This is a genomic window from Variovorax sp. SPNA7 (assembly GCF_033807855.1).
Classification (GTDB): domain Bacteria; phylum Pseudomonadota; class Gammaproteobacteria; order Burkholderiales; family Burkholderiaceae_C; genus Variovorax; species Variovorax beijingensis.
This window is the reverse complement of sequence record NZ_CP138513.1, coordinates 5,203,551-5,216,613: the sequence shown is the minus strand read 5'-3', so window position 1 is coordinate 5,216,613 and position 13,063 is coordinate 5,203,551. Positions and strand designations below refer to the sequence as shown.

The following is a 13,063-nucleotide window of genomic DNA, read 5'->3' as shown; positions in this document are numbered from 1 at the left end:
ACCCTAAGCGGCCACCGCGGCGCTGGCAAGCGGAAGCCGCAAAACCTTGGCGCACACGAAGGCCTTGTCGGCTGCCGAATGGTCCCAGCGCTCGGCCTGGCACACGCGGCCATCTTCCGGCCCGCCCAGGCGCAGCACGTTCACCGAATTGGGATGGCCCGCGCGCACGCGCGACGACACGGCCGTGCCGGCCTGTACCGCCCATGCGGTGCGCGGGCAGCCGGCGTACGCACCGTGCAGCGAACGCACGAACGGCAGGTGGATGTGGCCGCCCAGGATCAGGTCGGCGCCGGCCGCGCACCAGCGCGCGACGGCGGCTTCGCGCCCGTGCAGCCGGTTTCGCATGTCTTCCTGCCGCGTCACCATCACCGGCTGGTGCGTGACCACCACGCGCAATTGCGAAGGCAAGGCACCCGCCAGCCGCGCCGCCACCCGCTCGATCTGCCCGGGCGAGACCTCGCCGTCCGCATGCCGCCACCAGCGCGTGGTGTTGACCGCCACCACCAGCCAGTCGGCGGATTCGAACACCGGCTCCAGGTCGGTGCCGAAGGCGCCGGCGTAGCGTTCATAAGGCGAGAACAGGCGGGCCCCCAGCTGGAACAGCGGAATGTCGTGGTTGCCCGGAATGGCCACCACGGCCGGTGCGGCCAGCCGGTCGACGAAGGCGCGCGCGGCCGCGAACTGCCTGCGCGTGGCGCGCTGCGTGATGTCGCCCGAGAGCACCACCACCTGCGGCGCCAGGGCCTGCGCGAGCCGCTCGAGCGCGGCCATGACATCGGGCTGCTCGGTGCCGAAATGCGTGTCGGAGATCTGCAGCAGGCAGCTCATTGCTTCGCGGCCTCCAGCTCGGGCGCGACGTCGGGCCGCACCAGCCACAGCGGCTCGGGCGAGACCCGGAACAGCAGCGGCATCTCGGCCCAGGCGATCTCGCCGTCGGCGGCCACCTTCACGCGGCGCGGCGGGCGCAGCCGGCCGGCCTTCACCGTCATCGACTCGAACGGAAAGCTCAGCACCTCGTCGGCGCTCCCCAGCCGGCCGAGCGCGCCGCGCACCAGCAGGCCGGGCATGGCCAGCACGCCCACCGGTTTCAGCGCAACGGCGGCCAACTGGCCGTTCTCGGGCGCATCGGCATGCTCGATGCCCACCTGCAGCAGCTGCAGCGGGTTGTTGCCCACGAAAAGCGTCGTCGTGCGGATGTCGCGCTCCAACCCGTGCGAGGCGATGCGCAGGTTCCAGTGCCGGTGGCCTCGCATCACGGTGAGCAGGCCGGCGAAGAATGCGACCCAGCGGCTGCGGCCGTAGCGCACCTTGTAGCTTTCGCGTTCCTCCAGCAGCTCGGCATACAGGCCCAGGCTGGCATTCACCAGGAAGATGCGGTCATTGACCAGCCCCACCTGCACCGGCCGCGGCTGCTCGGCCAGCAGCACCTGCAGCGCCTGCGCCGTGTCGCGCGGAATGCCATGGGCGCGGCTGAAGTAGTTGAAGGTGCCCTGCGGCAGCACGCCGAAGGCCAGCCCGCTGCCGAGCGTGGCCCGCGCCACCGTGTTGATGGTGCCGTCGCCGCCCGCGGCCACCACCACCCCGTCCACGGCGCGGGCGCGCTCCACCGCCTCGCGTGCCAGCGCCTGCACTGTCGTGCGCTTGTCGACCAGGAAGATGCGCAGCCTGCGGCCGGCCGCGGCGCAGCCCGCCTCGATGATTTCGCGGGTTTCGGCGGCGTCCGCACTGCCTGAGCCGGCGTTGAGAACAATGAACAGGGGAGAGCTCGGACCGAGGGGAGACGGCTGCATGTCGATGGAAACCGGAAAAAGGAGGGAAAGAGCCCGGTGGGCTGCGAAAGTTCGGGCGCGAGGGGCAGGAAGCCCGGGAAAGACGCGGTGCGCGCCCCCGCTCCGCGGTTGTCGCACGGCCGGCCGGCTCGCGCAGGCGGCCGGCATCCCGGCTTGCTGTGGGAGAGCGGCCCTCCGCCCGTAAAATCGTCTGCTTTCGCGGTGCTTCATCGCGCTACCGTCCAACGCCCGGTCACGCCGGCCTGCTTCATGTTGACCTTCCAGCAAATCATTCTCAAACTGCAGTCGTACTGGGCCGACAAGGGCTGTGCGCTGCTGCAACCCTACGACATGGAAGTGGGCGCGGGCACCTCGCACACCGCCACCTTCCTGCGCGCGCTCGGCCCCGAGCCCTGGAAGGCCGCCTACGTGCAGCCCAGCCGCCGCCCCAAGGACGGCCGCTACGGCGAGAACCCCAACCGCCTGCAGCACTACTACCAGTACCAGGTGGTGCTCAAGCCCGCGCCCAGCAACATCCTGGAGCTGTACCTCGGCAGCCTCGAGGCGCTGGGCTTCGACCTCAAGAAGAACGACATCCGCTTCGTCGAAGACGACTGGGAGAATCCCACGCTCGGCGCCTGGGGCCTGGGCTGGGAAGTCTGGCTCAACGGCATGGAAGTGACGCAGTTCACCTATTTCCAGCAGGTCGGCGGCATCGACTGCAAGCCGATCACCGGCGAGATCACCTACGGCCTGGAGCGCCTGGCCATGTACCTGCAGGGCGTGGACAACGTCTACAACCTCACCTGGACCGAGGGCCTGAGCTACGGCGACGTCTACAAGCAGAACGAGGTCGAGCAGTCGACCTACAACTTCGAGCACAGCGACGCCGAATTTTTGTTCACCGCCTTCGCGGCGCACGAGAAGCAGGCCAGGCACCTCATGACCGAGCAGCTCGCGCTGCCGGCCTATGAGCAGGTGCTCAAGGCCGCGCACAGCTTCAACCTGCTCGACGCGCGCGGCGCGATCAGCGTGACCGAGCGCGCGGCCTACATCGGCCGCATCCGCAATCTCGCGCGCAGCGTGGCGCAAAGCTACTACGAGAGCCGCGAGCGGCTCGGTTTTCCGATGGCGCCTCGCGAGTGGGTTGCACAAATCACGAAGAAGGCGGCCTGAGCGATGACGAGCGTGCAAAAGAACCTGTTGGTCGAACTCTTCGTCGAAGAGCTGCCGCCCAAGGCGCTGAAGAAACTCGGCGATGCCTTCGCCGGCGTGCTGCGCGACCAGCTCGTGGCCCAGGGGCTCGCCGAGCCCGCTTCGGTGCTCACGGCCTACGCGTCGCCGCGCCGCCTTGCTGCGCACCTCACGCATGTGGCCGAGCGCGCCGCCGACAAGGCCGTCTCGCAAAAGCTCATGCCCGTGGCCGTGGGGCTCGACGCCTCGGGCCAGCCCACGCCCGCGCTGCTCAAGCGGCTGGCCGCGCTGGGCGCCGACGCATCGGCCGTGCCCGGCCTGAAGCGCGCGATGGACGGCAAGGCCGAAGCGCTGTTCTACGAAAGCACCGCCAAGGGCGCAACGCTGGCCGAAGGCCTGCAGAAGGCGCTGGCCGAAGCCATTGCCAAGCTGCCGATTCCCAAGGTGATGAGCTACCAGCTCGAAAGCGGCTGCGAGCTGCCCGGCTGGAGCAGCGTGAGCTTCGTGCGCCCCGCGCATGGCCTGGTGGCGCTGCATGGCGATGCCGTGGTGCCGGTCGAAGCGCTCGGCCTGAAGGCCGGCCGCGAAACCCACGGCCACCGCTTCGAGGCGGCCGTCGATCCTGTCGTACTGCGCGACGCCAACAGCTATGCGCTGCAGATGCAGGACGACGGCGCGGTCATCGCGAGCTTCGAAGCGCGCCGCACCGAGATCGCGCGCCAGCTTGCGGCCGCAGCCGTGCGGGTCGGCGGCGCCGCCGTGCCGATCCATGACGATGCACTGCTCGACGAAGTGACCGCGCTGGTCGAGCGGCCCAACGTGCTGGTCTGCAGCTTCGAGCGCGAATTCCTCGAAGTGCCGCAGGAGTGCCTCATCCTCACGATGAAGGCCAACCAGAAGTACTTTCCGCTGCTCGACGCCTCGATCCGGCTCACCAACAAGTTCCTGGTGGTCAGCAACATCAGCCCGGAAGACGCGAGCGCGGTGGTCGGCGGCAACGAGCGCGTGGTGCGCCCGCGCCTGGCCGACGCCAAGTTCTTCTTCGACCAGGACCGCAGGAAGTCGCTGGCCTCGCGCGTCGAGTCGCTGGGCAAGGTGGTCTATCACAACAAGCTCGGCACCCAGGGCGAGCGCGTCGAACGCGTGATGCGCATTGCGCGCGGCATGGCCGAAAAGCTCGGCGGCGCCGCGCTCATCGCGCATGCCGTGCAGGCCGCGCAACTGGCCAAGGCCGACCTCGTGACCGACATGGTCGGCGAGTTCCCGGAGTTGCAGGGCACCATGGGCCGCTACTACGCGCTGCACGACGGCCTCTCTGCCGAAGTGGCCGACGCGATCGAAGACCACTACAAGCCGCGCTTTGCCGGCGACGAGCTGCCGCGCAACAGCGTGGGCCTGGTGGTCGCGCTGGCCGACAAGCTCGAGACGCTGGTCGGCATGTTCGGCATCGGCAACCTGCCCACCGGTGACCGCGACCCCTTTGCGCTGCGCCGCCATGCGCTCGGCGTGATCCGCATGCTGATCGAGAAAGACCTGCCGCTGAAGCTCGACGCGCTGCTGCAGGACGCCGCCGCGCAGTTCAAGGACATCGACGGCTTCGACACCGGCAAGGCCACGGCCGAGCTGCAGGACTTCATCCTCGACCGCCTGGCCGGTAGCCTGCGCGAGCAGGGCGCCAGCGCGCAGGAAGTCGACGCCGTGCTGGCGCCGCGGCCGCAGCGCCTGGGCGAGGTGCCCAAGCTGCTGGCGGCGGTGCGCGCCTTTGCCGCGCTGCCCGCCGCCGCTGCGCTGGCCGCCGCCAACAAGCGCATCGGCAACATCCTCAAGAAGGCGCCCGAGGCCGACGCGCACGTCAGCGAGCTGCTGCTGCAGGAGCCCGCCGAGAAGGCGCTGCATGCCGCCATGGCCGAGGTCGTGCCCGCCGCCAACGCCCAGTTCGATGCCGGCGACTACACCGCTTCGCTGCAGACCCTGGCCGCGCTGCGCGAGCCGGTCGATGCCTTCTTCGACGGCGTGATGGTCAATGCCGAACAGGCCGACCTGCGCCTCAACCGGCTGGGCCTGCTGATGTCGCTGCACGCCGCGATGAACCGCGTGGCGCAGCTCGAGCGGCTGGCTGCCTGATCATCCCCCCGGCGACCTCACGATGGGCGGCACTGCCATGAAACTCGTCATCCTCGACCGCAACGGCACGATCAACGTGCACCGCGAAGACTTCGTCAAGAGCGACATCGAGTGGACGCCGCTGCCCGGTGCGCTCGAGGCCGTGGCGCGGCTCAACCATGCGGGCTGGCACGTGGTGGTCGCGTCCAACCAGTCGGGCCTGGGCCGCGGGCTGTTCGACATGGCCTCGCTCAACGCCATGCACGCCAAGATGCACAAGATGCTCGCGGCCGTGGGCGGGCGGGTCGATGCGGTCTTCTATTGCCCGCACAGCCCCGACGAGGGCTGCGAATGCCGCAAGCCCGCGCCGGGGCTGTTCCGCCAGATCGGCGACCGCTACGGCATCGACCTGAAGGACGTGCCCACCGCGGGCGACAGCCTGCGCGACCTGCAGGCCGGCGCGGCCGCCGGCTGCGAGCCGCACCTGCTGCTCACCGGCATGGGCGCGGCCTGCCGCGGCGTCAGTCCGCTGCCCCCCGAATACCCGGCGAACACCCTGGTTCACGAGAACCTCGCCGCCTTTGTCGACTTTTTGCTTGCGCGCGAAGCGCAGGCTGCACTGCAGGTGGCTGTCTGATGGCATTTATCCGTTCCGTTCTCCATGCCCTGTGGATGCTCGTCACCGTGGTGCCCTGGGGCATCATCATGTGCGTCAGTTCGCTCTGGAAGCGCGGCATACCGCTCTACTGGATGGCGGTGCAGTGGCTCAGCTGGGCCATCGGCGGCGCGCGCGTGCTGCTGGGCATCCAGACGCGTGTGACCGGCATGGAAAACCTGCCCGCCGACAAGCTGGCCGGCGCGGTCCTGCTGGTGAAGCACCAGTCGACCTTCGAGACCTTCCTGATGCCCACGCTGATGCCGCATCCGCTGGCCTTCGTGTTCAAGAAGGAACTGATCTACGTGCCCTTCTTCGGCTGGGCGATGGCCCGGCTCGACATGATCCACATCGACCGCAGCCAGCGCGCACAGGCCTTCAACAAGGTGGTGAACCAGGGCCGCAAGCTGCTCGCGCAGGGCATCTGGATCATCATGTTTCCCGAGGGCACCCGCATTCCGCGCGGCCAGAAGGGCACCTACAAAAGCGGCGGCACGCGCCTCGCATGCGAGACCGGCGTGCCGGTGATCCCGGTGGCCGTCACCTCGGCCAAGGTCTGGCCGCGCAAGGCCTTCATCAAGCGCCCCGGCGTGGTCGACGTGTCGATCGGCCCGGCCATTCCCAGCGTGGGCCGCAAGCCCGATGAGCTGATGCGCGAGGTCGAGGCCTGGATCGAATCCGAGATGCGCCGGCTCGACCCCGAGGCGTACCGCGACAGCCTGCCGCTGCCGCAGGCGCCGCAGGAAGCGCTGAAGTAAAAAAGAGCCCGAGATGCGGGGACTGCTTCAGTTCACGATGGACCTGTTCGAAGGGCTGGGCAACGAGTTTGCGCCGGCCAAGCCGAGCGAGCCGCGCGGCAAGAAGGTCCGGAAAAAGGCGGCGCCACCGGTCGTGCCCACGCCACCGGTGACCGATGTACAGCAAGGCAGGGCCGGGGACGCCGGTCCCGCATTGCCTGCCGTCCCGCTGCGCGACACGCTCACGCTTGCAAGCTTCATGCACCCGCAGGCCACGCGCGAAGCGGTGCTCGGGTCGGCGCGCGTGGCCTACGAGTTCAAGCGCGGCAAACGCAAGACCATCGGCTTCGTGGTCGGCGCCGAAGGCCTGTCGGTGCGCGCGCCGCGCTGGGTCACGCTGCGCGACGTCGATGCCGCCATCCAGGAAAAGGCCGGCTGGATCCTGCGCAAGCTGCTGGAGACGCAGCAGCGCCACGCACGCGTCGAGGCCACGCGCATCGACTGGAAGGATGGCGCGGAGTTTCCCTTCATGGGCGAGACGGTCGTGATCCGCCTCGATCCGAAGCACGGCTTTGCAAGCGTGGGCGGCACGCTCGATGCGAGCGATGACGGCGCCGGGCCGCGCACTTTGCGCCTGGCCGTGGCGCAGAACGCCGAGGCTTCGCAGATCCGCGATGCCGCGCAGGCCTGGCTCATGCGGCAAGCGCGCCGGCTGTTCATCGAGCGGCTCGACCACTTCGCGCCTCGGCTGGGAGTGCGGTGGCAGAAGCTGTCGCTGTCGAACGCCGCGACTCGCTGGGGGAGCGCGAGCGCGGATGGGTCGATCCGGCTGAACTGGCGGCTGATCCACTTTCGCCTTCCGGTGATCGACTATGTGGTGGCGCATGAGCTGGCGCACCTGCGGGTGATGGACCACTCGCAGCGGTTCTGGGATACGGTGGAGAGCGTGGTGCCGGACTATGACCTGCTGCGGCAGCAGCTCAAGGATGAGGCTGTGCCTCGGTGGTCTTGAGGGTGGTTTTTTTGTTTTCCGGGGCCGGGATTCCGCCCGGCGGCGGACTCACTTTCTTTTGCTTCGCCAAAAGAAAGTGAGTCGCCCGCCGGGGCGAGACCCGGCCCCCACCCCAAAAAAATCACCGCGCGTGCGTAACTCCCCCATCCACCACCAACGTAGACCCCATCACATAGTCCCCCGCCCGGGAGGCGAGATAGATGGCCGCCCCCGCCATGTCCTCCGGCACCCCGATGCGCCCCGCGGGAATCCGCTCCTTCACCTCGTCGCCATGGTCGCGCGCCAGCTTGTTCATGTCCGAGGCAAACGCCCCGGGCGCGATCGCGCTCACCACGATCCGGTCTTGCGCGAGCCGCAGCGCCATGCGCCGCGTGAGTTGGATCAGGCCGGCCTTGCTCGCCGCGTACGAATAAGTCTCCTGCGGATTCACCGAGATGCCGTCGATGGACGCAATGTTGATCACCTTCGCAAGGTGATCGGTCGCCGCCTTCTTGAGCATCGGCGTCAGCGCCTGGGTCAGGAAGAAGGGCGTCTTCAGGTTCAGGTCGACCACCTTGTCCCAGCCGCTCTCGGGAAACTCGTCGTAGGGCGCGCCCCAGGCCGCGCCGGCGTTGTTGACCAGGATGTCGAGCGCGTCCTCATGCTTCGCATAGGCAGCGACCAGCGCCTGCGCGCCCTCCAGCGTGGACACGTCGGCCGGCAGCGACACGCAATGGCCGAAGGCCGAAAGCTCCTTGGCGGTCTGGTCGCAGGCCGCGGCCTTGCGCGCCGAGATGTACACGCGCGCGCCCTGGGCCAGGAAGCCCTCGGCAATCATGCGGCCGATGCCGCGCGAGCCGCCGGTGATCAAGGCACTGCGGCCCTTCAGCGAGAAGAGTTGAGTGGTGTCCATGGTGCAGGTGTCTCCTGAATGAAAGATTTCAGGAAACGAGCTTAGTGCGCGGCGTGCCCGCAGCGCGTCACCTTGGCGGCAGTGCCAGGCTGCGCGGGCTCGTGAAGCTGCGCAGCTCGCCGCTCACCGGGTCCTGGAACGCCACCGACTTGGCCAGCAGCTGCAATGGCCTGTCGAAGTCGTCGCTGTCGGGCGGCAGCAGCGTAGGGTAGAACGGATCGTTGACGATCGGCATGCCCAGCGCCATGCAGTGCACCCGCAGCTGGTGCTTGCGGCCGGTGACCGGCGAAAGCTCCAGCAGGGCGTGCCCACCCGCCGTCTCCCGCAGCGCGATGCGCGTTTCCGAATTCGGCTCGCCGGCCTCTTCCTTCACGCGCATGAAGTGGTCGTCGTCGACCAGCCGGCTGCGGTAGGTGCCGGGCACCGACGACACGCCCGGCCGCCACGGCACCACGGCCTCGTAGTGCTTGTCGATGCGGCGCTCGGGGAACATGGCCTGGTAGGCGCCGCGCGTTTCGGGACGCACTGAAAAGAGCACCAGCCCTGCCGTGCTGCGGTCGATGCGGTGCAGCGGCACCAGGTCGTCGAGCTTCAGCTTGCGCTTGAGCCGCACCAGCAGGCTTTCCTGCAGGTACTTGCCGGTGGGGGTCACGGGCAGGAACGGGGGCTTGTCCGCCACCACGAGCTGGTCGTCCTGGAACAGCACCTGCTCGTCGAAGGGAATGCGCACCTCGGCATCGAGCGTGCGGTAGTAGTACACGCGCAATGGCGCCTGGTAGCGGCGCTGCGCGGTCACGGGCACGCCGTGCTCGTCGACCACGTCGCGGGCCTCCATGCGGGCCATCCAGGCTTCGGGCGTGATCGCTGGAAAGCGTTCGATCAGGAACTCGGCGATGGTGGGCCATGTACCTTGCGGAAGGCCGATGCAGCTCGGGCCGACGCCGTCGCGCGTGGGCAGGGGCAGGCGCTGGCCTGTCATCGCGAGAGCTCGCCCTGGAGCAGCGCCAAGGCCTCGGCGAACGAGGGCCGCGCGGACACGTCGGCCTGCATGCAGCGGTCCTTCAGCGCAACCATGGCCTGCGGCGGCGCATCGTTGCAGCGCTCGAGCAGTTCTTCCAGCAGGCAGCCGAAGGCGCGCATCTCCAGCCGCTGCAGCGCCCGGGCTTGCATCGCGTCGAGCGCACCCGTCATCCAGGCCGCGCCGAAGTCGCCGAGCAGTCCGCCGCCCTGCGCGTTCCAGAGGATGTTGTGCGCGTAGAGGTCGCCGTGCAGGATGCCGCGCGCATGCAGGTGCTGCATGGCGGACGCGATGTCGTGGGCAATGCGCAATGCCACGCCGGAGGTCCACTGCGCATCGGCCGCATAGACGTCGCGCGTGCACGACGTCAGGTTCGGTGGGCCCGCGAGCGTGCGGAAGGAAGGATCCACCAGCGCCATGACCAGGCCTTCGATGCCGTCGGGATGCCCGTCGATCCGGCTTTGCGCGGCAATCAGCGTCGGATGCGCGCCGGCCGCGATGCTGGCGGCCATCTCGCTGTGCGGCCAGCCGTCGCTGGTGACCGCACCCTTGAACAGCTTGACGGCCACCGGCTGCGACGCGGGGCCCAGCGCCGCCTGGTGGATGACGCCCGATGCCCCTTCGCCGAGCTTTGGGCCAAGCCTCAGATCGCACCAGTCGACATGCGGCACCGACTGCGCAGCGATGGCTGCTTCCTCGGCCTGCATGTCGAAGGGATTGCCGGCCCCCGCGAGCCACGACAGGCGCGGCAGCGCAAGCAGCCATGCGGGCAGCGCCTCGAAGTTGTTGGCCGAAATGCGCAGCAGCTCGAGCCGGCCGCAGGCCGCCAGCGATTCGGGCAGCGCACGCAGCCGGTTGCCGGCGAGCATGAGCTTCTGCATGGCGGTGCACTGGCCCAGCGCCTCGGGCAGGGTCTCGATCTGGTTGTCCGTCAGGATCAGCCAGCGCAGCGTCGGCAGCTGCAGTGCGGCGGCAGGCACGGTGCGGATGCGGTTGGCCTTGAATCCGACCATCTCCAGCGCCTGGCACCGGCCGATGGATTCGGGCAGCTGCGTGAAGCGGTTGTCGGAACAGAACAGCACGCGCAGGCGATGCAGCCGGCCCAGGTCGGCGGGCAGCGCGTCGAGCGCATTGCCGGAGAGGTTCAGGGTCTCGAGCGAATCGGCCAGGTCGAAGATCTCGCGCGGAAACTCGGTGAGTCCGCACGAGAGGTCGATTCGTGTTGCGCCTGCCAGCCGGCCCGCGCGCAGCTCAGCCAGCGTGTCCATCCGCCGAGTCTAAAGTGCCGGGGCCGTGGCGCTGCGGGGTCCGAAGCGGTAGATGCCGTCCTCGCCCAGTTCGCGCCGGACCTGGCCTGCGAACCACAGCAGGTGCAGGTGGGCCACGGTCTCGCCCATGGCGAAGGTCATCTGGTGCAGATCGAGTTCGCGCTTGAACAGGATCGGCAGGCCCTCGGCCGCCGTGAGCGGGCGCGCGGTGCAGGCTTCGAGCAGTTCGGCCAGGCGGTCGCGGTGGTGCTCCTGCAGCTGGTCGACGCGGCGGTGAATGCCCGTGAACGGCTTGCCGTGCGAGGGCAGGCCCAGCGTGTCGGCCGACAGCGCCTTGAACTTGTCGATGCTGTCCAGGAAGAGCCGCAGCGAATTGGCTTCGGGCTCGCCCGCATGCACGCTCACGTTGGTCGAGATGCGCGGCAGCATCATGTCGCCGCCGAGCAGCAGCTTGAGATCGTCGCAGTAGAGCGCGATGTGCTCGGGCGCATGGCCATAGCCGCTGATGCAGCGCCAGGCGTGGCCGTTGATGGCCACGGTGTCGCCGTCCATCATGCGCGTGAAGCGGTCGGGCACGGAGGGCACCATGTTGGCGTAGTAGTTGGTGCGGGCGCGGATCTTGGCCACCGCCTCGGGGTCGACGAGGCCGTGCGAGGCGAAGAAGCTCGCCGCCGCGTCGCCGCCCGCCAGCGTGTCGCCGGCGGTGCTCAGCACGCGCGCCACGTGGTAGTCGGTCGAGCTGATCCACAGCGGCGCGTTCCAGCGCGTGCACAGCCACTCGGCCAGGCCGATGTGGTCGGGGTGCATGTGGGTGACGATCACGCGCAGGATCGGCAGGCCCTGCAGCTGCGTTTCGAACACCTGCTCCCACTGGGCGCGCGCTTCGTCGTGCGCGATGCAGCAGTCGACCACCGTCCAGCCCTCGACGCCGTCGAGGTTGTCGCGCAGCAGCCAGAGGTTGATGTGGTCGAGCGCGAACGGCAGCCGCATGCGGATCCATCGCACGCCCGGCGCGACTTCCAGTGCTTCGCCGGGGGCGGGCAGGGTGTCGCCCAGGGGGTAGTGGAGTTCGCGTTCGAGGAGGTTCATGTAAGATTGACGTTTACGTAAACGTCATGGGTTGAGGGCATCATTGTAGGCAGGGCGGGGCCATCCTGCTGTCGCCGCCGCAACGCCCCTCCAGACGGCTTTTTTGACAGATATCGGTCCATGTCCGCGCAAACCTTCACCATCAGCCAGCTCGCGAAGGAATTCGACCTCACGACGCGCGCCATCCGCTTCTACGAAGACATGGGGCTGCTCACGCCCGAGCGCGCCGGCGTGCAGCGTGTCTACAGCGCGCGCGACCGGGCGCGGCTCACGCTCACGCTGCGTGCCAAGCGCCTGGGCCTGAGCCTGACCGAGGCCAGGGACATCCTCGACATGTACGACAGCCCGCGCGACACCGTGCCGCAGCTGCAGAAATTCCTGGGCGTGCTGGGTGCGCACCGCGCCCAGCTCGAATCGCAGCTGGCCGAGCTGCAGGCCAACCTGGCGGAAGTGCGCGAGCACGAGAAAAAGGGCCGCGCGGCCCTGGCCAGGGCGCAGAAAGCCGCCAGGACCGCCTGAGATCCCGACCGAACCACGACTCATCGACAATCACGCCCATGTCCGACAATCTTGATGACCTGTTTGCCCACAACCGTGCCTGGTCCGCACAGATGGAACGCGACCGGCCCGGCTTCTTCACCAGCCTGGTGAAGCAGCAGACGCCGCGCTACATGTGGATCGGCTGTTCCGACAGCCGCGTGCCCGCCAACCAGATCACCGGCCTGGAGCCGGGCGAGGTGTTCGTGCACCGCAACGTCGCCAACATCGTGGTGCACTCCGACCTCAACGCGCTCTCGGCGATCCAGTTCGCGGTCGAGCACCTGAAGGTCGAGCACATCATGGTGGTGGGCCACTACGGCTGCGCCGGCGTGAAGGCGGCGCTCAGCGGCAAGCGCATCGGCCTGGCCGACAACTGGATCCGCCACATCCAGGATGTGCGCGACCGCCACGCCGTGATGCTCGACACCCTGCCCGAAGACGTGCGCGTCGATGCGCTGTGCGAGCTCAATGTGGCCGAGCAGGTGGTCAACGTGGCCGTCAGCACCGTCATGGTCGATGCCTGGGGCCGCGGCCAGAAGGTCAAGATCCACGGCTGGACCTTCGGCGTGCACGACGGCCTGCTGCAGGACCTGGGCCTCGACGTCGACGGCGCCAAGCCGCTCGACGCGGTCTACAAGGCCGCGGTGCAACGCATCCGCTACAAGTGGAGCAAGCCGCTGAGCATCTCGCCGTCAGCCCAGGCCGGTGCCGACGGAACCGAAACCGCCGAAGCCGTCCCGGTCGTCCAGACCGGGGAAAGCAGCGAAACGAAAACCGGCTGAACCC

At 68.6% G+C, this 13,063-nt stretch carries 13 protein-coding genes; 7 read left to right on the top strand and 6 right to left on the bottom strand.

All coding sequences use genetic code 11. The features are described 5' to 3' along the window. Positions 1-3: 3 nt before the first annotated feature. The gene (locus tag RZE77_RS24410; RefSeq protein WP_319439642.1) at positions 4-828 is read right to left on the bottom strand and encodes a metallophosphoesterase family protein; all 825 of its coding nucleotides are present in this window, start codon (positions 826-828) and stop codon (positions 4-6) included. Next, complete coding sequence (locus tag RZE77_RS24405; RefSeq protein ID WP_319439641.1) at positions 825-1,790, bottom strand: diacylglycerol/lipid kinase family protein; 966 nt, start codon at positions 1,788-1,790, stop codon at positions 825-827. The genes RZE77_RS24410 and RZE77_RS24405 overlap by 4 nt, the downstream gene beginning before the upstream one ends. 249 nt (positions 1,791-2,039) lie before the next feature. Here RZE77_RS24405 and glyQ point away from each other — a divergent pair, with 249 nt between their 5' ends. The 5 genes from glyQ to RZE77_RS24380 are packed head-to-tail and all read left to right on the top strand — an operon-like array spanning position 2,040 to position 7,470. Continuing rightward, the gene (glyQ, locus tag RZE77_RS24400; RefSeq protein ID WP_021012613.1) at positions 2,040-2,945 is read left to right on the top strand and encodes a glycine--tRNA ligase subunit alpha; all 906 of its coding nucleotides are present in this window, start codon (positions 2,040-2,042) and stop codon (positions 2,943-2,945) included. Between the two features lie 3 nt (positions 2,946-2,948). Then, complete coding sequence (gene glyS, locus RZE77_RS24395) at positions 2,949-5,087, top strand: glycine--tRNA ligase subunit beta (RefSeq protein WP_319439640.1); 2,139 nt, start codon at positions 2,949-2,951, stop codon at positions 5,085-5,087. A 22-nt stretch (positions 5,088-5,109) separates the two neighbouring features. Beyond that, positions 5,110-5,703, top strand: coding sequence for a D-glycero-beta-D-manno-heptose 1,7-bisphosphate 7-phosphatase (gene gmhB / locus RZE77_RS24390; protein ID WP_319439639.1), 594 nt, complete (start codon positions 5,110-5,112; stop codon positions 5,701-5,703). Then, positions 5,703-6,479, top strand: coding sequence for a lysophospholipid acyltransferase family protein (locus RZE77_RS24385; protein ID WP_319439638.1), 777 nt, complete (start codon positions 5,703-5,705; stop codon positions 6,477-6,479). Before gmhB ends, RZE77_RS24385 begins: the two co-directional genes overlap by 1 nt. Positions 6,480-6,516: 37 nt before the next feature. Then, a complete protein-coding gene (locus RZE77_RS24380) occupies positions 6,517-7,470 on the top strand; it encodes a M48 family metallopeptidase (protein ID WP_319442407.1) in 954 nt (317 codons plus the stop codon). A gap of 121 nt (positions 7,471-7,591) precedes the next feature. On the opposite strand, the gene RZE77_RS24375 is transcribed toward RZE77_RS24380, so the two are convergent. From RZE77_RS24375 to RZE77_RS24360, 4 genes are all read right to left on the bottom strand, one after another. Next, positions 7,592-8,362: an SDR family oxidoreductase gene (locus RZE77_RS24375; protein WP_124958790.1), complete on the bottom strand. Its 771-nt coding sequence runs from the start codon at positions 8,360-8,362 to the stop codon at positions 7,592-7,594. Positions 8,363-8,429: 67 nt separating this feature from the next. Continuing rightward, on the bottom strand, positions 8,430-9,341 hold the full coding sequence (locus RZE77_RS24370) for a pseudouridine synthase (RefSeq protein ID WP_319439637.1): 912 nt from the start codon (positions 9,339-9,341) through the stop codon (positions 8,430-8,432). After that, positions 9,338-10,648 carry a leucine-rich repeat-containing protein kinase family protein gene (locus RZE77_RS24365; protein WP_319439636.1) on the bottom strand — a complete coding sequence of 437 codons (1,311 nt, stop codon included), beginning with the start codon at positions 10,646-10,648 and terminating at the stop codon, positions 9,338-9,340. Before RZE77_RS24365 ends, RZE77_RS24370 begins: the two co-directional genes overlap by 4 nt. Positions 10,649-10,657: 9 nt before the next feature. Next, a complete protein-coding gene (locus RZE77_RS24360) occupies positions 10,658-11,737 on the bottom strand; it encodes an MBL fold metallo-hydrolase (RefSeq protein ID WP_319439635.1) in 1,080 nt (359 codons plus the stop codon). A gap of 120 nt (positions 11,738-11,857) precedes the next feature. Here RZE77_RS24360 and RZE77_RS24355 point away from each other — a divergent pair, with 120 nt between their 5' ends. Beyond that, positions 11,858-12,256 (top strand): MerR family transcriptional regulator, encoded by a 399-nt coding sequence (locus RZE77_RS24355; protein WP_319439634.1) that lies wholly within the window; start codon positions 11,858-11,860, stop codon positions 12,254-12,256. A 38-nt stretch (positions 12,257-12,294) separates the two neighbouring features. Further along, positions 12,295-13,059, top strand: coding sequence for a carbonate dehydratase (gene can / locus RZE77_RS24350; protein ID WP_319427836.1), 765 nt, complete (start codon positions 12,295-12,297; stop codon positions 13,057-13,059). The last annotated feature ends 4 nt before the right edge of the window (positions 13,060-13,063 follow it).

Bases quoted from the DNA above. Each gene is read 5' to 3' on its own strand.
- RZE77_RS24370 (WP_319439637.1), bottom strand. From the start codon at position 9,341: ATGACAGGCCAGCGCCTGCCCCTGCCCACGCGCGACGGCGTCGGCCCG.
- RZE77_RS24410 (WP_319439642.1), bottom strand. From the start codon at position 828: ATGAGCTGCCTGCTGCAGATCTCCGACACGCATTTCGGCACCGAGCAG.
- can (WP_319427836.1), top strand. From the start codon at position 12,295: ATGTCCGACAATCTTGATGACCTGTTTGCCCACAACCGTGCCTGGTCC.
- RZE77_RS24405 (WP_319439641.1), bottom strand. From the start codon at position 1,790: ATGCAGCCGTCTCCCCTCGGTCCGAGCTCTCCCCTGTTCATTGTTCTC.
- RZE77_RS24360 (WP_319439635.1), bottom strand. From the start codon at position 11,737: ATGAACCTCCTCGAACGCGAACTCCACTACCCCCTGGGCGACACCCTG.
- RZE77_RS24385 (WP_319439638.1), top strand. From the start codon at position 5,703: ATGGCATTTATCCGTTCCGTTCTCCATGCCCTGTGGATGCTCGTCACC.
- gmhB (WP_319439639.1), top strand. From the start codon at position 5,110: ATGGGCGGCACTGCCATGAAACTCGTCATCCTCGACCGCAACGGCACG.
- RZE77_RS24380 (WP_319442407.1), top strand. From the start codon at position 6,517: ATGGACCTGTTCGAAGGGCTGGGCAACGAGTTTGCGCCGGCCAAGCCG.
- RZE77_RS24375 (WP_124958790.1), bottom strand. From the start codon at position 8,362: ATGGACACCACTCAACTCTTCTCGCTGAAGGGCCGCAGTGCCTTGATC.
- glyQ (WP_021012613.1), top strand. From the start codon at position 2,040: ATGTTGACCTTCCAGCAAATCATTCTCAAACTGCAGTCGTACTGGGCC.
- glyS (WP_319439640.1), top strand. From the start codon at position 2,949: ATGACGAGCGTGCAAAAGAACCTGTTGGTCGAACTCTTCGTCGAAGAG.
- RZE77_RS24355 (WP_319439634.1), top strand. From the start codon at position 11,858: ATGTCCGCGCAAACCTTCACCATCAGCCAGCTCGCGAAGGAATTCGAC.
- RZE77_RS24365 (WP_319439636.1), bottom strand. From the start codon at position 10,648: ATGGACACGCTGGCTGAGCTGCGCGCGGGCCGGCTGGCAGGCGCAACA.